The sequence below is a fragment of the Citrobacter sp. RHBSTW-00887 genome (assembly GCF_013728095.1).
Taxonomy (GTDB): Bacteria; Pseudomonadota; Gammaproteobacteria; order Enterobacterales; family Enterobacteriaceae; genus Citrobacter; species Citrobacter braakii.
In genome coordinates, this window is sequence record NZ_CP056267.1 from 2204558 (window position 1) to 2225702 (window position 21145).

The 21145-nt window shown below is 50.5% G+C and carries 11 protein-coding genes, 2 tRNA genes and 6 pseudogenes; 4 read left to right on the forward strand and 15 right to left on the reverse strand.

All coding sequences use genetic code 11. The features are described 5' to 3' along the window. The first annotated feature begins 57 nt into the window (after positions 1 to 57). The gene (locus HV314_RS10455) at positions 58 to 852 is read left to right on the forward strand and encodes an SDR family NAD(P)-dependent oxidoreductase (protein ID WP_064360511.1); all 795 of its coding nucleotides are present in this window, start codon (positions 58 to 60) and stop codon (positions 850 to 852) included. Positions 853 to 908: 56 nt separating this feature from the next. On the opposite strand, the gene HV314_RS10460 is transcribed toward HV314_RS10455, so the two are convergent. The 4 genes from HV314_RS10460 to HV314_RS10475 all read right to left on the reverse strand — a co-directional run bounded on the left by HV314_RS10460 (position 909) and on the right by HV314_RS10475 (position 7283). Further along, on the reverse strand, positions 909 to 1463 hold the full coding sequence (locus tag HV314_RS10460) for a Fur family transcriptional regulator (protein WP_181547979.1): 555 nt from the start codon (positions 1461 to 1463) through the stop codon (positions 909 to 911). Between the two features lie 121 nt (positions 1464 to 1584). Continuing rightward, positions 1585 to 3066, reverse strand: coding sequence for an efflux transporter outer membrane subunit (locus HV314_RS10465; protein WP_203457918.1), 1482 nt, complete (start codon positions 3064 to 3066; stop codon positions 1585 to 1587). Beyond that, the gene (locus HV314_RS10470) at positions 3053 to 6145 is read right to left on the reverse strand and encodes an efflux RND transporter permease subunit (RefSeq protein WP_064360538.1); all 3093 of its coding nucleotides are present in this window, start codon (positions 6143 to 6145) and stop codon (positions 3053 to 3055) included. Before HV314_RS10470 ends, HV314_RS10465 begins: the two co-directional genes overlap by 14 nt. 13 nt (positions 6146 to 6158) lie before the next feature. After that, positions 6159 to 7283, reverse strand: coding sequence for an efflux RND transporter periplasmic adaptor subunit (locus tag HV314_RS10475; RefSeq protein ID WP_181547980.1), 1125 nt, complete (start codon positions 7281 to 7283; stop codon positions 6159 to 6161). A gap of 571 nt (positions 7284 to 7854) precedes the next feature. Here HV314_RS10475 and fhuA point away from each other — a divergent pair. Further along, the gene (gene fhuA, locus HV314_RS10480; RefSeq protein WP_064360513.1) at positions 7855 to 10029 is read left to right on the forward strand and encodes a ferrichrome porin FhuA; all 2175 of its coding nucleotides are present in this window, start codon (positions 7855 to 7857) and stop codon (positions 10027 to 10029) included. Positions 10030 to 10393: 364 nt separating this feature from the next. On the opposite strand, the pseudogene HV314_RS27350 reads toward fhuA, so the two are convergent. After that, a pseudogene (locus tag HV314_RS27350) lies at positions 10394 to 10567 on the reverse strand (hypothetical protein); the annotation flags it as partial. 54 nt (positions 10568 to 10621) lie between these two features. Beyond that, positions 10622 to 11220, reverse strand: a pseudogene (locus tag HV314_RS10485) (IS6 family transposase). A gap of 9 nt (positions 11221 to 11229) precedes the next feature. On the opposite strand from HV314_RS10485, the pseudogene HV314_RS10490 reads away from it, so the two are divergent. Beyond that, positions 11230 to 12142, forward strand: a pseudogene (locus HV314_RS10490) (IS110 family transposase). Between the two features lie 68 nt (positions 12143 to 12210). On the opposite strand, the pseudogene HV314_RS10495 reads toward HV314_RS10490, so the two are convergent. From HV314_RS10495 to mtfA, 8 genes and pseudogenes are all read right to left on the reverse strand, one after another. Continuing rightward, a pseudogene (locus HV314_RS10495) lies at positions 12211 to 12489 on the reverse strand (IS3 family transposase); the annotation flags it as partial. A gap of 16 nt (positions 12490 to 12505) precedes the next feature. After that, entirely contained in the window at positions 12506 to 13582 is a 1077-nt protein-coding gene (locus tag HV314_RS10500; RefSeq protein ID WP_000227969.1) for an IS110 family transposase, read from the reverse strand. Between the two features lie 224 nt (positions 13583 to 13806). Next, positions 13807 to 14043 (reverse strand): annotated as a pseudogene (locus HV314_RS10505) (DDE-type integrase/transposase/recombinase); the annotation flags it as partial. Positions 14044 to 14123: 80 nt separating this feature from the next. Beyond that, positions 14124 to 15632, reverse strand: a complete 1509-nt coding sequence (gene ltrA / locus HV314_RS10510) for a group II intron reverse transcriptase/maturase (RefSeq protein ID WP_001189123.1) — start codon at positions 15630 to 15632, stop codon at positions 14124 to 14126. 672 nt (positions 15633 to 16304) lie between these two features. Next, positions 16305 to 16990 (reverse strand): annotated as a pseudogene (locus HV314_RS10515) (IS3 family transposase); the annotation flags it as partial. 100 nt (positions 16991 to 17090) lie between these two features. Further along, positions 17091 to 18395: a tyrosine-type recombinase/integrase gene (locus HV314_RS10520; protein WP_181547981.1), complete on the reverse strand. Its 1305-nt coding sequence runs from the start codon at positions 18393 to 18395 to the stop codon at positions 17091 to 17093. 161 nt (positions 18396 to 18556) lie between these two features. Next, positions 18557 to 18632, reverse strand: a tRNA-Asn gene (locus tag HV314_RS10525). Between the two features lie 99 nt (positions 18633 to 18731). After that, entirely contained in the window at positions 18732 to 19529 is a 798-nt protein-coding gene (mtfA, locus tag HV314_RS10530) for a DgsA anti-repressor MtfA (protein ID WP_047357950.1), read from the reverse strand. 93 nt (positions 19530 to 19622) lie between these two features. Here mtfA and HV314_RS10535 point away from each other — a divergent pair. Next, positions 19623 to 19712, forward strand: a tRNA-Ser gene (locus HV314_RS10535). Positions 19713 to 19873: 161 nt separating this feature from the next. On the opposite strand, the gene HV314_RS10540 is transcribed toward HV314_RS10535, so the two are convergent. Next, a complete protein-coding gene (locus HV314_RS10540) occupies positions 19874 to 20935 on the reverse strand; it encodes a porin (protein WP_094761573.1) in 1062 nt (353 codons plus the stop codon). Between the last annotated feature and the right edge of the window lie 210 nt (positions 20936 to 21145).

Consider the following 21145-nt stretch of genomic DNA (forward strand, 5'->3'; position numbering starts at 1 on the left):
ACCATCTCATACAGAAACTGGTAAATTTGGAGTTTTCATTTATATCGGAGAAAATTTATGGATCTTGGATTGAGTGACAAACGTGTACTTGTAACGGGCTCAACGGCAGGCATTGGGCTGGCTACAGCCCGCATGTTGGCAGCTGAAGGGGCATCTGTGACAGTAAACGGCCGGACACAGGCGCGTGTTGACAATGCTGTAGCTGAAATACTGAATGAGTTACCTCATGCGCGGGTCTCGGGAATTGCCGCGGACCTGAGCCATAATGAAGGTTGCGAAGCGCTGATAAACCTGTTGCCGCATACCGACGTGTTAGTGAACAATCTGGGTATATTCGAACCTAAATCGTTCGGGGACATCACCGACGAAGACTGGTTACGTTTCTTTGAAACCAATGTATTGAGCGGGATACGCCTCTCACGCCATTACGTGCAGTCGATGAGATCGCGTAACTGGGGGCGGATTGTATTTGTTTCCAGTGAATCGGCTTTACAGATCCCCGCCGAAATGATCCACTATGGTATGACCAAGACCGCACAACTTGCCGTGGCGCGTGGACTGGCAGAAAGCCTCGCCGGTACAGGTATCACCGTTAACAGTGTGCTTCCAGGCCCCACAGCATCTGAGGGCGTGGGCGCAATGGTTGCTGAGATGGCGGCGGGGCGTGGTGTTGATCCCAAATCCATTGAGCAGGAGTTCTTTGCTACAGCACGCCCTTCTTCGATACTTCAGCGATTTTCTACGACACAAGAGATTGCTGCGATGATTGCTTATGTCTGTAGCGAGCGTGCATCTGCTACGACCGGCGCAGCACTGAGGGTTGATGGTGGTGTGGTGAGAGCAATTGCGTAAGAAAGAACTATCCAACAAATAGGTGGTGATAAGCCGTCGGTTAACCACCATTTTCATCATGAGCAGCCAGCGCAAATTATGGTAACAGTAAATACTGGCTCGCCGTCAAGTTCGAATCCTTCCTGACCGGCAAGAGAGAGCAGATGTTCATGTAATTTCGGGTCTTCAATAAAAATGAGTTTTTCCCCACATTTGCAACGCAGGCTATCCTGGTTATGTGATTTTTTATATGGCTTGAGTGAATAGGTGGCACGGCCACGAACTCCATCGGTGCGGACAAGTAATCCTGCCACCCATAAATCATTGAGCACCCGGTAGATTGTGGCTTGTGTTAAGCTCCCGGATAGCTTCGAGTTAAGGAGGCGATATAATTGACCCGCACCAAGACAATGTGGTGCAGCTTGACTCAGAGTGTTCAGTATAGAAATTCGTGCAAATGTTGCCCTGAGATTGCTTGCTTTAAGACGTTGAATGTGCGTTGACTGACTGTCGTTCCCCCTGGAGTCAGGGACGACTAAGTTAGTTCGCCCGAGTTGTTTTGATGTTGAAGTGCTTTTATTGCCAAATGACGTAATGCGATCAATGAATTTTGGTTTGTCATTACAAGCCATCTTTATTTTCCTTTGCAGAGCCGGCTTTTCTGCTGTGTGCTACAACGTAAAGCGTGCTGGGTGAAAATGAGTCGTGGGTACCAGCGCGACCACAGAACATGCAGCGCGCTGGTGTGGGATGTTATTTTGTACGGGTCTTTTCCCATCCTCCACCCAGGGCTTTAAATACGTTTACCCGGGCGTTACCTACCCGTCGGTCAGCTGCGGCCACCTGTGACCTTGTGTCTATCAGGTTGTTTTGCGCTACGATCACATCGAGGTAACTGATCGAGCCAACCCGGTATTGCTCTTCAGCTAACCGGAAGGCATTCCCTGCACGATCCCGTGCGTCGATCAGCGCCTCACGCTGCTGCATCGCGGCACCATAGGCGCTCAATGATTGCTCGGACTCTTTCAGCGCATTCAGTACTGTGCCATTAAAATGAGCCAGCGATGCTGCGGTTTGCGCCTTCGCCTGAGCGAGACGGCTACGTGCCACCATCATGTTCGGAAATGTCCAGGAGATCAGCGGACCGACTGAGAAAGACCAGGTGCGATTGCCTTTCAGATAGTCATTACGCAGGTAGTTTCCTGAGGCACCCAGCGACACGCGCGGATAAAGATCGGCTACCGCCACGCCGATGCGTGCCGTGTCGCCAGCCAGCTGGCGTTCGGCTTGTCTTACATCGGGGCGACGACGCAGCAGTGCAGTGCCGTCACCGACCGGTAGCACTTCAGCAATTTCTGGTGCTTTGGTGCAGGCACGTGCTGAAGCTGGTACCTGTGATGGCGTGCGACCCATTAATGCAGCCAGCTCGAACAGCGCAGCATCCCGCTGGCTTTGCAAAGGCGGTAGAGTGGCTTCGACCTGAGCCAACGTGACACCGGCACGCTCCACGTCCAGATGTGATGCCGCTCCGGCGTGTGCCTGATTGCTGATGAGGTCCAGACTACGTCGGGCCAGTTCAATGGACGAATGTGCTACGTCGATGGATTCGCCCTGGGCGCAGGCGCCCACGTATGCCCGTGTCGTTTCAGCGACCACCATAACTCTCGCCGCATCGTAGTCGGCAGCGACGGCATCAGTATCGTCCTGCGCAGCTTCAATATCACGTCGAACCCGGCCAAACAGGTCGAGTTCATAAGAGACGTCAAGTCCACCGCTGTAACTCCACTGCGTGGGTGCCTGACCGGAGCCGGTCCATGTGGTCTGGTCGCGTCCGTAGCCTGCTCCGCCCGATAGGTTGGTAGATGGTAGCAAGCCGCCTTGCGCTTCCTTGTAAATAGCTCGTGCACGCTGGAGGTTAGCAAGGGCGACACGCAGCTCGGTATTGGCCGAAAGAGCCTCCTGGACAAGTCTGTTCAGGATGGGGTCATCATACAATTTCCACCATTCAGTCGGCAGAGATTGAGCGGTATCCGTATGGTCCGGTTTGCTGACAAAAGGGCCGACTGCGGTTTGAGGCAAAGACGGTGCATGGTAATCGGGGCCACTGGCGCAGCCGGTGACGAAGGTTGCGACCGCAGTGACCAGGAAAGTGGCACGTAAAATGGGAAATAATGCCCGATGCAGAACTATGGTCATGGCATCAGTGTGGGCAGAAAACAGATCACAGTTCGACATCGGGTGCCTCCGTACTGGCGAGTTCGCGGGCGCGGGGGCTTTCCGCGACTGCCCGGTGATCTTTAGCAACGAAGCTGTAAATTGTAGGAAGTACAAACAACGTGAAGAAGGTACCGATAAGCATGCCCATAACCACCACAATACCGATAGAAAAGCGGCTTGCAGAACCTGCACCATCAGCAAACAAAAGCGGCACCAGACCGGCGACCATGGCCGATGTTGTCATCAGAACGGGACGCATACGCACCGTCGCAGCTTTCTGAATGGCCTCTATGCGGCTGAGATTTTCATGGTGCTGGATGTGATTAGCGAAGGTGACCATTAAAATCCCGTGTTTAGATATCAGCCCTATCAATGTTACGAGTCCTATCTGGGTATAAATGTTAAGCGTCGCGTAACCTAACCACAGTGGCACCAACGCACCGCAGATAGCCAGCGGTACCGTGACCAGGATCACCAGCGGATCGCGTAGACTTTCGAACTGTGCCGCCAGCACAAGGAAGATAACCACCAGCGCGAAGCCAAAGGACACCAGCAGACGGTTACCTTCCTGCACGAACTGGCGGCTGTCGCTGAGCCAGTCCACGCTGGTTCCGGGGGGCAGTGCCTGTGATTGCAGAAATGTGACTGCCTCCCCCATGCTAACCCCTGGCGCTGGCAACATTTCCAGTGTCGCCGAGTTCATCTGGCCGAACTGGGTAAGCTGGTTGGCCTGTGGACGCATCTCAACGCGAGTCACGGTTGAGAGTGGCACCTGAGCACCGGAAGTAGACTTGACGTAGAAACGTCCGAGGTCTTCCGGCGTCATACGGTCGCTACCACGTACCTGCGGGATCACATCGTAGGAACGATCATGGAAGTTGAAGCGGTTGACATAGTTCTCGCCAACCAGCACCGCCAGAGTATCGGCAACGGATTGCATAGTCACACCCATTTCGCTGGCGCGGACATTGTCAATACTGATATGTGCCTGTGGGCTGTCGAAGGCCAGGTCATTTTGTACATAAAGGAACAATCCGCTGGCATAGGCCGCTGTTTTGATCTTCTCTCCGGTCTCGTATAACGTCTGAAAGTCGTCAGGCGAGCGCAGCACCATCTGTACAGGCAGGCCACCGCTGGAGCCTGGTAGCGGCGGCATCTGAACAGCCGTGACGGTTTCACCATCGATGGCACCGCCAGCAGCCTGAATTTGGCCCTGGATCTCGGTGGATGAACGCTTGCGCTCGGACCAGTCTTTTAGAATCGCGCCTGCAATAGTCAGGTTTTGCCCCCCGGAGAAATCGCCGATGTGGATGAAGCTGCTTTCAAATTCCGGTATCGACTCAAACACTTTTTCGATTTGTTCTGCATAATGTGCGCTGTAAGCAACTCCTGCATACTGGGGTGCCTTGGTGACGGCCAGGACAATGCCCTGGTCTTCCATCGGTGCCAACTCATGACGGGTACCTGAGAACAGCACTATGATGGTCCCCATGACTACTGCTCCTACCAGTAACACCACACCACGCGCAGATAGCGTGTGCGCCAGCAACAGTCCGTAGATAGCGGTCATCCCCTGCATGGTATGCTCGATCCGTTTTGCGAGGCGCCCTTCGCCCTGTTTTGAACTCAACAGCATTGAACTCATCACTGGCGATAGCGTAAGTGCAACCACGCCGGAGACGAGAACCGAACCAGCAAGAGTGAAAGCAAATTCCTTGAACAACGCGCCAGTCAGCCCCCCCATCATACCGATGGGCGCATATACCGCTGCAAGCGTAATTGTCATTGCTATCACCGGGCCGACAATCTCTCGAGCGCCCAAAAGGGCCGCGCGTACAGGGGACAAGCCTTCCTCAATATGTCGATGGATGTTCTCCACCACTACAATGGCATCGTCTACTACCAGACCAATCGCAAGTACCATCGCAAGCAGGGTCAGAAGATTGATCGAAAAGCCGCACGCCAGCATCAGTGCAGCGGTACCCACCAGAGAAAGCGGGATAGTGACGACCGGAATGATGACCGCACGAAACGTGCCGAGGAAAAGGAAAATTACCGCGATAACGATAATTATGGCTTCAGCAAGCGTGTGTTTGACTTCCGAGATAGAAGCATTTACGAAGGTAGCCACGTTGTAATTGGGTGCTACCGTGAGTCCAGGCGGTGCCATTTCACGGATCTTTGGAATCAGCTCCTGTGCGTGTTTGACGATATCGATCGGATTACCATCCGGGGTAGGTTGGAGCTCGATGAAGATTGCAGGAACGCCGGTCGCGAATGAGGCACTGTTGTAGTTCTGACCACCGATCTCCATCGTGGCGATATCCGACAACCGCACCACGCCACCTTCGGGGTTGGACTTGATAACCATCTGGCGGAAATCTTCAACATTTCGCAGATCGGTCGCGGCACTGATATTAGTAACCGTCAAGGCACTCTTGAGTTGCCCCGGTGCGGCCTGCACGTTGTTGGCGCGCAACGCGGCCGCAACCTCCCCGGCTGATAGACCACGAGCGGCAAGTTTTATCGGGTCGATCCAGACGCGCATCGCCATGGTCTGGCCGCTCAGAATGTTGGCAGAGGCTACGCCGGGAATTCCTGTAAACATGGGCTGTGCCACGCGGGTGGCGAAATCCGTTACCTGCGGGATCGTCAGCGTCTTACTGTAGAAAGCCACGTACTGGACCCCTGTACTGCCCTCGGTAGACTTGCTGATGACCGGGTCCGTCACACCGGACGGCAACTGGTACTTGACTTGCTGCACCTTGGCGAGAATCTCAGTCATTGCGCGATCGGCGTTGGCGTTAAGTACCAGCCGTGCCTTTATTACACTCTTGCCCTGTGTCGTGGTCGAAGTCAGGTATTCAATACCGCTGGCGGTAGCGATGGATTGTGCAATCGGCGTCGTAACGAAACCCTGCATAACCTCCTGTGTTGCGCCAGGTAAGGTGGTACTCACGCTGATGGTGGCATTTTCGAGAAAGGGGTATTGCCGTACAGGTAACTGAAAGACGGCTGTTATGCCCATCAGCAGGATAAGCAAGCTGACGACCAGCGCCAGGATCGGTCGGCGAATAAAGATGTCAGTGAAGTGCACGATGTTTTTTTCCCTATTGTGCGTTTGCATCTGAAGCGATAGCTGATGAAGTAGACCTATTGCTGATTTTCACGGTTGCACCGGGCGGCAGGCGGTTCTGACCCGCCGTCACCACAATGTCACCGGCTTTAACGCCCTGCAGCACCATGACTTCTTCGCTGAGTCGCGGACCAGTGACCACCGGTACGGCGATTGCTTTGCCGATCCCCTGCGCATTAGCGCTTTGCACGAGTACCACGCTGTCGCCAGAAGCAGAAGTCTGGATCGCCGTAAGGGGGAGAACGATGGCATCAGTAGTAGCGGGTAAGCTCAGTCGTGCCGTCGCGTACATTCCGGATTTCAGAGACAGGTCCGCATTAGGCAACAACGCCTGAATAGTCACGTTACGTGTTTCACTATCAATTCTCGGTTCGACAGTACTAATTCTGGCGGTGAATATCCGGCCCGGTGCGGCATCTACCGTCACCTGCACCGATGCGCCCGGTGTTAATTTGGGCAGATCCTGCTGAGGCAGCGTGAAATTAACGTAGAGGGGGTCGAGCTGGGTTAGCGTGGCGATTTCATCACCCGCATTAAGGTACTGACCAGGATTGATATGACGGATACCAAGTTGACCAGGAAATGGTGCACGAACGGTCTTCTGCTGGATACGTGCGTCAAGTTGCCGGACCGCGGCTGCGGTCTGGGCGGCTTCCGCCGTGCGCTGTTCAAGAAGTTCGCGGGACTCGGCCCCCGTTTTGGATAATGTTTGTGTGCGTCGAAGTTGCAGTTGCGCAAAATCAGCTTTTGCTTTGGCAGAAGTGAGATCCGCTTGTTCCGGAGCGTCATAAAGCTGTATCACGGCGTCTCCTTCCTTCACAAACTGGCCCGATTCAAAGTTAATTGCGGTCACACGCCCTGATGTATCCGGAGCAAGCAATACTTCACGTACTGCCTGCAAACTCGCAACGGCTTGCAATTGATCTGCGACATTACTGGTTTTTGCGCGGATTGTAGTTACAGGTATAGGTGGCAGAGTCTGTTGTTCTGCGCCACTGCTACGGAGGCTTCGCCAGGTGTAGAGCAGGCTGAAGACTATAATGAGGGCGAGTATGCTGATGACTGCTGGCTTCACATGGCGATTCATCGCGAGGCTCATAAATGCTCACCTTTGTCAGGGAAAACAGACATGGTTTGGGAGCAGAGCCGCGATAATTGCCCCCGAGTGTTTCGTAGATGCATGATTATTCCTCATCGATTTGAAATTAAGCTGTGCTTAAGCGCATTTTTTGCCCACATCCAGGCATTTTGATTGACACTCTATCCTTTCGATGAGTTAGAGACATTGCGAAAATTTGTCATGTTATTTCGCATTCCAGCCAATAAGACTTTTAAAGTACAATTTGGCTGTATTGAAAAACCATATGGCTGTATTTCGCTATCGCAACATTAATTCTCGTAGTTTAATGAGAATGAGTTTTATTTGAATGTGTCGGCGCTGTACATCCCTAGATACTGAATGGTCTTTTTTCGCAGAAATTTTTTTCAGAAAAGTATCTGGGGTGAAAGTTGGTGGGCATCTACAAGAAAATGGGTAGCAGGCGCGGGTTCATATCACCGATATTGATAAATCAGGAAATATTAAGCCAGCCAATATAGGGCATTTATTTCTAAGTCTTGGAAAATGATCTCACGACATTATTTCTCACTTAATCCAAACGAGTATATAAATGAAATTGCAAAAAGCTCTGGTTCTACGTCCCTCTACCGTCATGATCAGTGCGTTTATCAGTTCATTGTCATTTCCGGCAGTATCGTCAGACAGTCCCACGACCTCTACTACAGAAGATACGATGACGGTTACCACTAATGGTCAGAGCTCAACTTCTGAAAATGCCTGGGGGCCAGTGGGTACAATGGTAGCAAAACGCAGTGCGACAGGTACCAAAACAGATACTCCGTTAATTAAAACACCACAGTCGATCACCGTCGTGACTCGTGAAGAAATGGATTTGCTGGATCCCCCGACGCTAAAAGATGCTTTTCGTTATTCAGCAGGTGTGATGGTTGACAACCGAGGGTCTGTAACTGGATTCAACTCAGTCAATATTCGAGGTTTTAGCCAGATTGCGGATAATATTTATCTTGATGGATTAAAACTTCAGAACGATAGTTATGCATCATTCCAAGTTGATCCTTATATGGTTGAGCGTGCAGAATTATTGCGCGGTCCTGTCTCTGTCTTATATGGCCTGAGTGACCCAGGGGGAATTATTTCTCTAGTGAGCAAGCGTCCTACAGCGGAAACCATACGTGAACTTCAGTTTAAAATGGGGAATCATAATCTTTTTCAGACTGCTTTTGATTTTGGCGGTGCGGCCGATGATAACGGAGAATTAACCTACAGAATGACTGGTGTCGCAAGCGATCAAGATCAACAACAAACTGGCGAAAAAGCAAAGCGTTATTCCATAGCACCGTCATTTACCTGGCGTCCAGATGATAAGACTAGCTTCACTTTTTTAAGCAGCTTCCTCGATGAACCTGACATTGGCTGGTTTGGTTATTTACCTAAAGATGGAACCGTGACTAATGGTGCCGGAGGTAAATTGCCGACAAGCTTTAATGATGGTGAACCGGGTTATAATAAAATCTCCCGAAACCAGAAGTTAGTCGGTTATACATTCGACCATCAGCTCAATGATAACTGGACCGTCCGTCAGAACCTGCGGTATGGAACGGTCGATATGGATTATAAAACTATCTATGGTAGTAGTATTTCCGCCGTTGATCCTACTCAGTTAACAAGAGGGGCATTGGCGTTCAAGGAGCATTTATCTACCTTCGCGGTCGATACTCAGGCACAGAGCAAGTTTTCTACAGATACAGTAGATCACACCCTGCTTTTGGGCGTAGATTATCGACGTACTCGAAACGACATCTGGCATGCCTTTGGTCTGGCATCAAATCTGAATCTTATAAATCCTGTTTATGGCAACACCGCGGTGCAGTATTACAGTACCAGCAGCCAGGTTGATCACCAGGAGCAAACGGGACTGTACCTGCAGGAGCAGGCTGAATGGAATCGCTGGGTATTAACTCTAGGAGGCCGTTACGACTGGTCCAAAACAGACAGTGTCAATCGCCTGAGCAATAATGCTGTTTCGGAGCAGGAAGATAATGAGTTTACATGGCGGGGTGGGATGAACTACCTGTTTGACAACGGTATTTCACCTTATTTCAGTTACAGTGAATCTTTCCTGCCCACAAGTGGCACTGACTATGCAGGTAAAACATTTCTGGCGTCACGAGCTAAACAATATGAGGCAGGATTAAAATATATCCCTGATGATGGGTTGATTTCCGCAACCTTATCGGTGTTTCAGTTGACCAAGAATAAAAATTTGAGTACGGATCCCGAACATATTTATTATTCAGTGCAAAACGGTGAAATACGGTCAAAAGGTATTGAGCTTGAAGCTAAAGCGGCGTTAACTGAAAATGTGGACGTTATAGGAAATTATTCCTATACTGATGCAGAATATACAAAAGACACCTTGTACAAGGATAATCGGCCATCTGAAGTTCCAAAAAATATGGCGGCACTATGGGGTAATTACACTTTTCATGAAACCGCACTGAGCGGGTTGACACTTGGACTCGGGGGACGGTATATCGGTTCAACTGAAGGTGATAGTGCCAACTCATTCAAAGTTAAGTCCTATACCATCTGGAATGCAGCAGTTAAATACGATTTGGCCAGGTTTAATTTACCGGGCTCTAATGTTGGAGTCAGCGTTAACAATCTCTTTGATAAAGAGTACGTGGCAGGTTGTTACGCCACTACAGCGTGTTATTACGGAGCTGAGCGTCAGATTACAGCGACCGCTACTTTTAGGTTTTAAAAAATAGCACTTACGAAAATCATTGGTTTTCTTGCAGGCGATGAGTGAGATACCAGTTACTTTAGTAAACGAAATGTTGATAAACTGTATCTAATATATAGAGTGATTTTTCCGCTGAGAATTTCGGTGACGTTTAGGAATGAACGCTTCGGTGTATTAGTACAAGAAGTCTTTAAAACTAAGCCTCCATGACGGGAAAGTCAGGAAAATATACCGATAGTAGAAAACTGTCGCTAGCGGTTTTTTATCAAACAAAATTTTAATACTCTAATTGAGCGGGTTATTTTAGTTATGGCAGGTTCAAGTTTTTAACTAAAGAAAGCAGATCCTAAATGTGTAGGATCTGCTTTCACTTTATCATTAATTATGTCAGGCTAGCTTGAGTTATTCTAAAACAGTTTATTCGGCCCCGATTATAGGGCGGAACATACTTCCCCCGGCAAGCATCTAGATAGTCAGAGCAACGTTGTATCATTGCCCTTCTGGCTTCCAGATACACCGCTTTATGGATGTAAGTAAGCAGCACACTGTTGCGCTGGTGTTGTCACGTTAATCGTTTTGGTTTCAAACAATTGGCGACCTTGGCATATTTTCAAGCATTAAATGCCGCAATGTTCCACGTCTCGAAAGCTTCGAGACGATGGTAACGAATTGTGAGGGCGGCTCGGCGGCGGGAGGGTACGGAAAACAATTGCGCGTTGCTGAATGCAGGGTGACGAACCGCTGCAATGCTCCTGGAGACTGGTAACGCTGCAGGGTTCGTTCCCGTTTTCGATAGGGCAGGTGGCTGTTCTCAGCCCGATTATTGAGACCCTTATGCGACCAGTGCTCAATACCCGGAGCCACATCCGCTTTTGCTGCCTTTTTATCCCGTCGTTTTTGCAGTATTTCTTCAAGAACCGTTCCAAACTGATTAACGGCTCGCCAGAGCCAGAGTTTTTCGCCGCCACATTTAACCGCTACTTCATCAAGATGCCAGATATCGCCAGGCTTGGGCTGGCGTCGACGAAGGTTTCTGGTTATGTTCGGGCCAAATTTCTTTACCCAGCGGTGAACAGTCTCATAGGAAACGTCGATCCCTAGTTCCAACAACATTTCCTCGACTTCCCGAAAACTTAAGTTGAAGCGCAGATAGAGCCAAACCGCGTGAGAGACTATCTGCGGTGGAAAACGGTGATACTTGAAGCTGATCTGTGATGTCTGTATCAGTGGAATTTAGCGCAAACATGCAGCGCAGACAACTGGTGCAAGATTAACGTGACACCACCTTTTAATAAAATAATCAAGGAGTTAGATATAAATGGTACAAAACTGATCCTGATGGAAGCAACAGGAGGTATGGAGTCCGGTGCAGCCTGCTATCTTCAGTCTGAAGGTTTTGATGTTGTCGTTATTAATCCCCGACAGGCACGCGATTTTGCCCGGGCCATGGGCATTTAGCGAAGACCGATCGAATTGATGCCAGAGTTCTTCTTCAGATGGCCGAAGTTATTAACCTGTATCTGAGCGGGGAAAATACATTCGCTCTTTACCTGACGCTCCCAGGCAACTCCTGGCCGCAATGGTAGTCAGGCGTAGACAGCTAACGATAATGCTCACCGCTGAGCGGGATTCGATTACATCCTTCACATCCCCAGAGCCACGACAGTATCAGGTTCATAATTTCGGCACTTAAAGAGGAACTTGCCCGCATCGAGGGTGAAATGGCTTCTCATATCTCTAAAAATTTAAGTGAATTATCTGATCTACTGAGTGCAGTTAAAGGTGTTGGGGCTGCGACCGTTGCTGTGTTACTGGCGGAAGCTCCTGAGCTTGGTTCGCTGTCACGACGTGAAATTAGCGCGTTTATTGGGGGTGCTCCAGTAAACAGGGATTCCGGCACAATACGCGTTCGCCGAACGGTATTCGGAGGACGGGCTTCCGTCCCTACAGCACTCTATATGTCAGCCCTTGTTGGGACGAGGCACAACCCCTCAATTAAAGAGTTCTATACACGACTGGTCGCTGCAGTAAAACCTAAAAATGCTTGCATCAGAAAGCTAGTGACCATACTGAACGCACTGCTGAAAAGAATGAAGCATGGGATCCGTTGTATCACCGACATGGTTCATAGTCGGGCTCGTAAGACAGTTGCTATGCTCAAACTTGGAGTGACCCCATTCCCGTAGACATTCGCTGTCCTCACGGCGAGGCCTTTTCAAAGGCCTCAGGACTGACGCCACCCAGGTGACTGTGACGCCGGGCCCGGTTGTAGAACACTTCAATGTAATCGAAGATATCCGCCCGGGCCAGATCCCTGGTTTTATAAATGCGTTTTCTGATCCGTTCTTTTTTCAGCGAACTGAAGAACGATTCGGCCACTGCATTATCCCAGCAGTTGCCACGCCTGCTCATGCTCGGCGCCAGGTTATTGGCCCGGCAGAAGCGCTGCCAGTCGTCACTGCCGTACTGGCTGCCCTGGACGCCCTTCTAAGAGTCAAGCTGTTATCGGGATACTGTTGATCCGCCTGTTTTGATTGCGCAGTAACGTGTAAACTTCGCGGGAGATATATCGCTTTAGACAGCGTATCGCTTCCATTTTTGTATGTCCTTCGGCTACACGCCTGGCGACATATTCCTTTGTTTTTGCGTCAGTTCGTAAGCGTCCGATGGCGATGATGTGAAGTGCACTATTTGCAGCACGATCTCCACCACGATTAAGTCGGTAACGGTTCGTTTTTCCAGAAGAAACGGGGACCGGGCTGACACCACACAGTGCCGCAAATCCTGATTCTGATCTTAACCGTTGAGGATTGTCTCCGGCAGTGATCAGCAACTGTGAAGCGCTTTCGTATCCGATAGCATTACGTTTAATCAGCTCAGGTGCCAACTCGTCGACAATTGCCGCAATCATGACATCCAGATCAGCGATTTCGTCATGTAACTCGAGATAGCGTCGGGCAAGGGACTTTAATGAAATGCGATAAACGTTGGTTACATTGCGGTATTCACTGGCATCAGGTCTCCAGGAACCCAGGGTCCTGATGAGCTGCATGCGCGTCATATTTCTGAGCTGTTCACGTAATTCATCCGGGGCAGAGATAATATTTGAATGGATAATCTGGAGAGCGACTCTGCGGGCTGATATTGCTGTTTTTCGGCAAGTTTTTAATACCCGCAGGGACTCAATCATGCCATCACGCGTTTTGGGAGTAACTGTCCTGATGCCTGAGAATGCTGCATGAGCGGCACATTCAGCATCAATTGTGTCACTTTTACCCCGTTTGCGTCGCTCCATCCGGTCTGGAGCAGTCACCTCAAGAACTTCTAACCCGGCGTTCTGAAAATAACGAAGCAAACCGGAACCATAGGTACCTGTGCACTCAACACCAATTCGCTTTAATGTCCCAAACGAGGTCATCCATGCCAGCATCTGCCGGTAACCTTGTCGTGTTGTGGAGAAATACTGAGTCCCAAGGACTTTATTGTTCTGATCTACGACAGCGGCAACGTGCAAATCTTTATGTGTATCCACGCCACCCACAACGGCAGCTTCGGTAACTTTATCAACCATGACAGAGCTCCTGTGAGGAAACAGAGTTGAATCTCCAGACAGATAACCCGGACAGGACAGTAACGAGACAAGCCGTCAGGCCCTTCTTGAGTCACGCGCATCGGTGAGGAGATGCCTCGCATGAAGGCGCTTCCGGCAACCGACGGGTCCAGGGCAGGACACAAAAGGTCGATCGCTGTGTGAGTCAGGATGCGGGAAGGTCTTCACTGCATCAGTAATCACACCAATCTGGTTAAACGGCAAACTAAGTGGTGGTAAAGACTGACATCGGCATTATTACTATCGCTATGTACGATAACCTCGCCGTCCGGTTTTCGACGCCACACGGCCATCATCAGAGCGTCCAGCGCGAGTTCGCGAGAGAGAGTGGGCTTCATCGACCAGCCAACCACGTTACGGGCGAAGAGATCGATAACCACCGCCAGATACAGCCAGCCCTGCCAGGTGCGGAGTAGAGTAAGAGGCAGGGCGTAGTCGGACTATTTCCCTGCCTCTCCTCCCCGAACCGGACGTGCACCTTTCAGCGCATCCGGCTCTCCATTTAAATGCTGGCGAACGCCATTGCCACTTCTGTAAAGCGCGATGTATACGTGTTTCTGGTCTCCGTCCTCAGATAGGGATTACCTTCGGGTAGCCGCCAGCGGAACAGCTTCTTGCCTTGCCCCACCAACCGGTACAGTATTTCGCCGCTGAGCTTGCCGTGATTGGTTTTACCAAATAAAACCCACGTTTTGCTCTGACCCGGTTTCGGTGATTTACACCACCACCTCATCAGGGAAGCGATACCTGTACGGTATTTGCGGGCCAGCCAGTGAGCCAGCTTCCAGAACACGACACGGTCGATATAACTGAAGACTTTGGCCTTAAAATCAACGAACTGATAGAACATGGCCCAGCCTTTCAGTTTTCGGTTGAGTTGTTCAGCCATATCGACTTTGCTTTCACTGTAGTTGCCTGATAACAGTGCTGTCAGCGATGCGGCGAAGTTTCTGGCTTTCTCCTGCGGGATCGTTGAGACCACTCGCATCTCGCCATAACGACTGCGTTTGCGAATGATCCTGTGCCCCAGAAAGATAAAGCCGTCATTAACATGGGTGATTTTAGTCTTATCCATGTTCAGCCTGAGTTTCAGACTGCCTTCGAGCACACCCCGACACTCCTCCCTGATGGCTTCCGCCTGTGCTTTGGTGCCTTTGACGATGAGGACAAAATCATCGGCATAGCGGCAGTACGCCACCGCGGGTTTCCACTGCCAGTTTTCTCTGACCGCCGTACTTCGGCCCCGTTGGATACTGTTATTCCAGTACCACCGATCTTTTCTGGCTTTCCCGCTCAGGTAGCGCTCATGCAGGTATTGATCGAACTCATTCAGCATGATGTTCGATAATAGCGGCGATATAACACCGCCCTGTGGCACACCTTCACTGGCCGCCCGAAAGAGACCGACATCGATATGTCCCGCCTTGATGGTTTTCCACAGCAGAGTCATGAAACGTGCGTCACTGATCCTGCGGCGTACAGCCTTCATCAGCAGTCGATGATGTACGGTGTCGAAGTAACTGGACAGGTCGCCTTCAATCACCCAGCGTCCCCGGGTTTCACCACAGTCTGTGAGCTGTAATTTCACCGTGCGGATCGCGTGGTGGACACTGCGCTCAGGCCGGAAGCCATATGAGAGCGTATGAAAATCACTCTCCCATATCGGCTCCATCGCCATCAGCATGGCCCGCTGAACAATACGATCCCGCAACGCGGGGATACCCAGTGGTCGCAGTTTGCCGTTGCTTTTAGGGATGTAAACCCGTCTGGCGGGCAAGGGCTGGTAGTGGCCTGAGAGTAATTCATCCCTGAGGATTTGCAGCTCAACAGCCAGTCTGGCCTGTAGCATTGTTTTGTTCACGCCATCAACGCCGGGGGTATGGGCCCCCTTTGATGAAAGCGTGATCCGCGCCGCTTCAGCCAGCCATTCTGGTTGTGTTATCAGACGCAGCAGCCGTTGAATCCGTAGGGACGGATCGGTGACTGCCCATGTGGCAAGCTTGCGTTGCATTTCGCTGATTATCAAAGGTCTTCACCTCGTTAGGTCAGTTAATTCACGTCGCAAACACATTCAAACTGCTTCCCTTCGCCATGTAATGGGCTTTCCCCATCGCGGACTACTACGGAAGCTCCGCCAGCCAGCGCGTCATCGGAGCCATGCCCCCTTAACATCCGTCGCTGACCTTCCCCGGTTTACCTGCCTGGACTCAGGCATACTGAGGAGGCTGCCCGTCGCACTCTTTATCCTTGCTTGCCGCAAGTTGGCAGAGGTCAGCAACGCAAGCGTGATAGACGCTGCTGCCCCGGTGTTTCGCATACATGTCAAAACACCTTCGACCGGCAGTGCTTACGTATCACTGCCAGTTCCTCCTGCACGGCCTGTCAGATCACGTAGGCCGTGGTGACGTTTTCAACCCACAGAGGCGGATTAACGGGTTCATGTTCTTCAGCCTTTCAGTACTTAACCTTGAGGATCATCTCGGCTTAGTGATCTCGCCTCAATCCCCGTTGTCAGCGGGTTACATCACCCTGCGGGCATGCCGCAGGTCACTGCCGCTCAGGTTCTCCACCGTCACACCCGGTGGGATTGTTGGGTTTCTCATCGTGAGTTACCGGTTCAATATTCCAGACAGACTCGCGGTTCATTTAAGCATCCATGCCCGCCCTGAACTCCGGGCACACTATAAGTAATATCGGTGACCCAGACCTGATTGGCCCGGACAACGGTAAACTGCCGCTGCACACGATTAGGCGCAACCACTGAAGGTCTGCCAGCGATACGACGCGGAGCTTTATAGCCGCGCACGGCTTTAATCCGGTTCAGTTGCATAATACGGCACACCCGGTTTTTACCGCAGATTTCCCCGATTTCGTTCAGGTCGCCATGAACCCGGCGGTAACCGTATACGCCTCCGCTCAGTGAATAGGAGTCACGGATAAGCGTCAGCAGACGCTGGTTATCTTTATCCCGCGCGGAGACCGGGTTGTGCAGCCACGCATAAAACCCGGCCCGGGCAACGCACAACACCCGACACATCGTCATGACACCCCATACAGTGCGGTGCTCATTGATAAAGCGGTACTTCAGTCGGGCTCCCTTGCAAAGTACCGCGCGGCCTTTTTCAGTATGTCCCGTTCTTCCTCAGTGCGCTTCAGTTGGGCCCTGAGCTTCAGGATCTCGCTTTTCGCTTCCAGTAAATCACGGGCATGCTGCTCGCTGTTATCGGGTTTAATAGCCCGTAACCACTTATAGAGACTGTGTGCTGAAACGCCCAGCCGGTCAGAAACTTCGGCGACGGAATAACCGCGTTCCGTTATCTGACGGACGGCTTCTTCCTTAAATTCAGGTGTAAATCGTGGTGTACCCATACGCTCCTCCTATGCTCAAACTATAGGGCAGGATCGTCTACCGGGGCGGGGTCAGTCCAACTATAGGGCAGGATCGTCTACCGGGGCGGGGTCAGTCCAACTATAGGGCAGGATCGTCTACTTGGGCGGGGTCAGTCCATCCCATTGTGCAACTGATTTCCTTCCCACAAATATAAGGTGGGGCATACGCTTTCCGGCACATATCCAGATAATCCGACCACCATTGCATCATCGCTTTACGGGCATCGAGATATTCTGCTTTATGGATGTAAGCCGCTCGAACGCTGTTACGCTCCTGGTGACTCATCTGCCGTTCAACCGCATCCTGTGGCCATAGGCCAGACTCCATCAGGGCACTACAGGCCATTGCCCGAAACCCGTGGCCGCAGATTTCATCTTTTGTGTCATAGCCCATCAGGCGTAGCGCCTTGTTGACCGTGTTTTCACACATAGGTTTATACGGATTGTGATCGCCGGGGAATACCAACACCTGATGCCCGGATATTTCCCGTATCTGTTTCAGAATAGTGATGGATTGACTGGAGAGGGGTACGATATGTGGAGTGCGCATTTTCGCGCCACGCCCTGAATAGCGGACATCGGGTATGGTTTCTCGGGTGGCTGGAATGGTCCAGATTTTGTTTTTGAAATCAATTTCAGACCAACGGGCAAAGCGCAACTCGCTGGATCGGATGAAAAGGTGCAGAGTAAGTGATACTGCCAAACGGGTTAATTCTCGCCCTTGCTTGTAGTCCTCAATGCGAGTCAACAGTTCCGGCAGTTTCTCCAGCGGAAGGGCAGGGTAGTGGCGTTTAATGGGAGGGGCGATGATACCGTTCAGATTGGCCGCCGGATTATGCGCTATTAACTCCTGATGCACCGCATGGCGCATGATATTGCACATATGCTGCCGGGTGCGTGCCGCCACTTCCAGCAGACCTTTTCTCTCAATTCCTTTCAGCAGGTCGATGAAATGGCGGGTTTTCAGTTCTGTGACTGGCAGGTGTCCAATTATCGGGAAGATATGATTGTTCATGCTGGCAAGCAGGCGGGTTGCATGGCTCTCCGACCATGCTCTGTTGCTTTTATGCCAACTTAGCGCCACTGATTTGAAGGTTTCCTCTGGTGAGGCAGTGGCTCTCTCAGCAGAGCGCTGTTGAGCTGGATTGATATTCTGCGCCAGCAATTTACGGATACCATCACGCTGCTGACGAGCGTCGGCCAAAGATACTGCAGGATAGGCCCCTAAGCCGAGGCGGGATTCTTTTTTATTGATGCGATATTTGAGATACCAGAGACGTGAACCGCCTGGATTGACCAAAAGGTATAAACCGTGAGAGTCGGATACTTTGAAGGGTTTTTCGGATGGTTTTAAACTGCGGATTTTTGAGTCGTTAAGAGACATTTGGGGGTCACTCCGTCATCGAACCAACTTGACCCCAAATCTGACCACCAAATTCTCCCGATGCGGAGAGTAAACTGAAAATGCATCGGGAAGACTTTCCACGCTAACCTATTGAATCTGAATCACATAGGGATTCGCAAAGCAGCATGAAAACAAGAGTTTGGCTCCTCTGACTGGACTCGAACCAGTGACATACGGATTAACAGTCCGCCGTTCTACCGACTGAACTACAGAGGAATCGTGTGAACGAGGCGCATATTACTGACCTCATCATGAGGTGTCAACAGTAAAATTAGCGCGTCATTTCAATTGGTTAATTAATCTTCAAATTCAGTGTTAATGCGTGTTTGGTGAGCGATAATCGTCGTCTCCCCGCGTATCGCGTAACCGCTCCATGGGGTTCTGGCGATAAAACTGGATGAAACGCTGCCATAAGGCAGGAAAACGCGGAGCAAATAATTCAGGAGCACTGAAAAAATACTCGGATAGCACGGCAAAGCATTCAGCAGGATCGGTCGCTGCGTAGGCATCTATACTGCACGCAGTTTCACCAACCAGATCGATCTCATCCTGAATATTGTTCATTGCAGCATGCAGGTCGTGTTCCCAACCGGCGATATCGCGCAGGGGAATCGCCGGAATACCGCTGGCACGATCGCCATTACGCATATCAAGCTTGTGCGCCACTTCATGGATGATCAGATTAAAGCCGGAGGCATCAAAGGAATCCTGAATATCAAGCCAGTTGAGGATTATCGGGCCTTGTTGCCAACTCTGCCCGGACTGTACCACGCGTTGATTATGCACCAGCCCAATATCGTCTTCCCATTCATCGTCTACGACAAATGGGGCAGGGTAGATGAGAACTTCATGAAACCCGTCGAGCCACTCAATCCCCATTTCCAGAACAGGTAAACAGAATAGCAGAGCAATGCGCGCACTTTTTAGCGGGTCCAGCTCAAACCCCTGAAGAGCGACTAATCTTTTTTGTTGTAAAAAGCGCTCGGCCAGGGCAATAAGTCTGGCTTGTTCTTGCTCGGTGAGATTCACCAAAAGGGGAATAGCCAGGGCGTCGTCCCATGGCCAATCGTCACTCCGGGTTGCTTCTTGTTCTTTCCAGGGCCACTTAATCATCGTTTTGCTCGCAAACTCGTCACTTGAACGAAATTGACGGAACTGGGTCTGTTAAAATGCCAAATTACCTGGCATCATGGCAACCGCCAAAACGGAGAGATGCCAGAGCGGCTGAATGGACCGGTCTCGAAAACCGGAGTAGGGGTAACTCTACCGGGGGTTCAAATCCCCCTCTCTCCGCCACTATTCAAGCACTTGCACGCCTTGCTTTCAACGACAGTTCTCATGGATGTCTTTTTCTTTGAGTATCCTCACAAGTTTATCGTTGTAATGCCCGTGTGGTAAAAAATACTCTTCGTTGAACAAAAAAAAGCCCGCAGCGCGGGCTTTTGAGTTTGTGGAGATTAGAACTGGTACACAATACCCATGGCAAACTGATCATCAACTGCGTTGCCAGTAATTGCGCCGTCTTCTTTATCCAGCAGGTTAAATTTATACGCTGTGTAGACGTTCATATTTTTATTGAAGTAGTACCAGGTGCCGAGTTCGACGTAATTCACGCGGTCAGCGTTAACACCGCCGGCCAGGTCTTTACCCTGCGAGTAAACGTAACCCAGGGATGGACGCAGACCAAAGTCGAACTGATATTGAACGACTGCTTCAACGTTTTGCGTTTTGTTTGCAAAACCGCGATCGGTTCCGGTTCTGGTCATATTACGCGTTTCGCCATACATTGCTGCCGCATAAACGCTGTTAGCGTCATATTTTGCTGCCAGGGACCAGACTTCAGCGTTGCTGCCATAGCCATCAATGGATTGTTTGTCCGCACGGTCGGATTTACCATACACAGCGACGACACCAAAGCCATCCACGTTATAGTCCACCGACATGCTGTAGCCGTCGCCATTTGCTTTAGTGGCAGCGTGATCGTCATTTTTGCCCTGGTACTGCAGCGCGAAATTAAGACCCTCAACCATGCCGAAGAAGTCTGTGTTGCGGTAGGTCGCCACGCCGTTGGTACGACCGGTCATGAAATTATCCGTCGCAGACCAGGAATCGCCACCCCATTCAACCAGCATATCGGTGTAGGCTGCCGCATCGTAGGCTACGCCATAGTTACGACCATAATCAAATGAGCCGTAATCCGCATATTTCAGGCCCGCGAAGGCCAGACGGGTTTTTTGCCCCTGAGATCCTTCCGCATTGCTGGCGTCGAGGTTGTGTTCAAACTGACCAAAACCTGTCAACTCGTTGCTGATCTGGGTTTCACCTTTCACCCCAAAACGGGCGTAAGAGGTGTCAGCATTTTCACTGTTACTGCTATCCGTATTCGACCAGATGCGTTCGCCTACCATCTTGCCGTAAAAATCAATTTTATTGCCGTTCTTATTATAAATTTCAGCCGCATTTGCTGCGCTTGCAGCGAATAAGGCAGGGAGAAGCAATGCCAGTACTTTTCTTTTCATTATGTATTCCCTTTATATAATAATTAAAATGAATATGTGGCGCTATCTGAAAGACTACATTTGAATACTATCTATGAAGTTCATTTAATTTTAAATATAACATGTAACAAATGTATTTAAGATATTTCAAAATATTTCATTGTTGCTTTTATATAATTAAAATTGCATGACGTTTGAATTAATATTATCCATATAAATGTATTTTTTATC

Excerpts from the sequence above, each read along its gene's own strand:
- HV314_RS10455 (WP_064360511.1), top strand. The coding sequence starts at position 58 with ATGGATCTTGGATTGAGTGACAAACGTGTACTTGTAACGGGCTCAACG.
- HV314_RS10460 (WP_181547979.1), bottom strand. The coding sequence starts at position 1,463 with ATGGCTTGTAATGACAAACCAAAATTCATTGATCGCATTACGTCATTT.
- HV314_RS10465 (WP_203457918.1), bottom strand. The coding sequence starts at position 3,066 with ATGTCGAACTGTGATCTGTTTTCTGCCCACACTGATGCCATGACCATA.
- HV314_RS10475 (WP_181547980.1), bottom strand. The coding sequence starts at position 7,283 with ATGAGCCTCGCGATGAATCGCCATGTGAAGCCAGCAGTCATCAGCATA.
- fhuA (WP_064360513.1), top strand. The coding sequence starts at position 7,855 with ATGAAATTGCAAAAAGCTCTGGTTCTACGTCCCTCTACCGTCATGATC.
- HV314_RS10500 (WP_000227969.1), bottom strand. The coding sequence starts at position 13,582 with ATGGTTGATAAAGTTACCGAAGCTGCCGTTGTGGGTGGCGTGGATACA.
- ltrA (WP_001189123.1), bottom strand. The coding sequence starts at position 15,632 with ATGCAACGCAAGCTTGCCACATGGGCAGTCACCGATCCGTCCCTACGG.
- HV314_RS10520 (WP_181547981.1), bottom strand. The coding sequence starts at position 18,395 with ATGTCTCTTAACGACTCAAAAATCCGCAGTTTAAAACCATCCGAAAAA.
- mtfA (WP_047357950.1), bottom strand. The coding sequence starts at position 19,529 with ATGATTAAGTGGCCCTGGAAAGAACAAGAAGCAACCCGGAGTGACGAT.
- HV314_RS10540 (WP_094761573.1), bottom strand. The coding sequence starts at position 20,935 with ATGAAAAGAAAAGTACTGGCATTGCTTCTCCCTGCCTTATTCGCTGCA.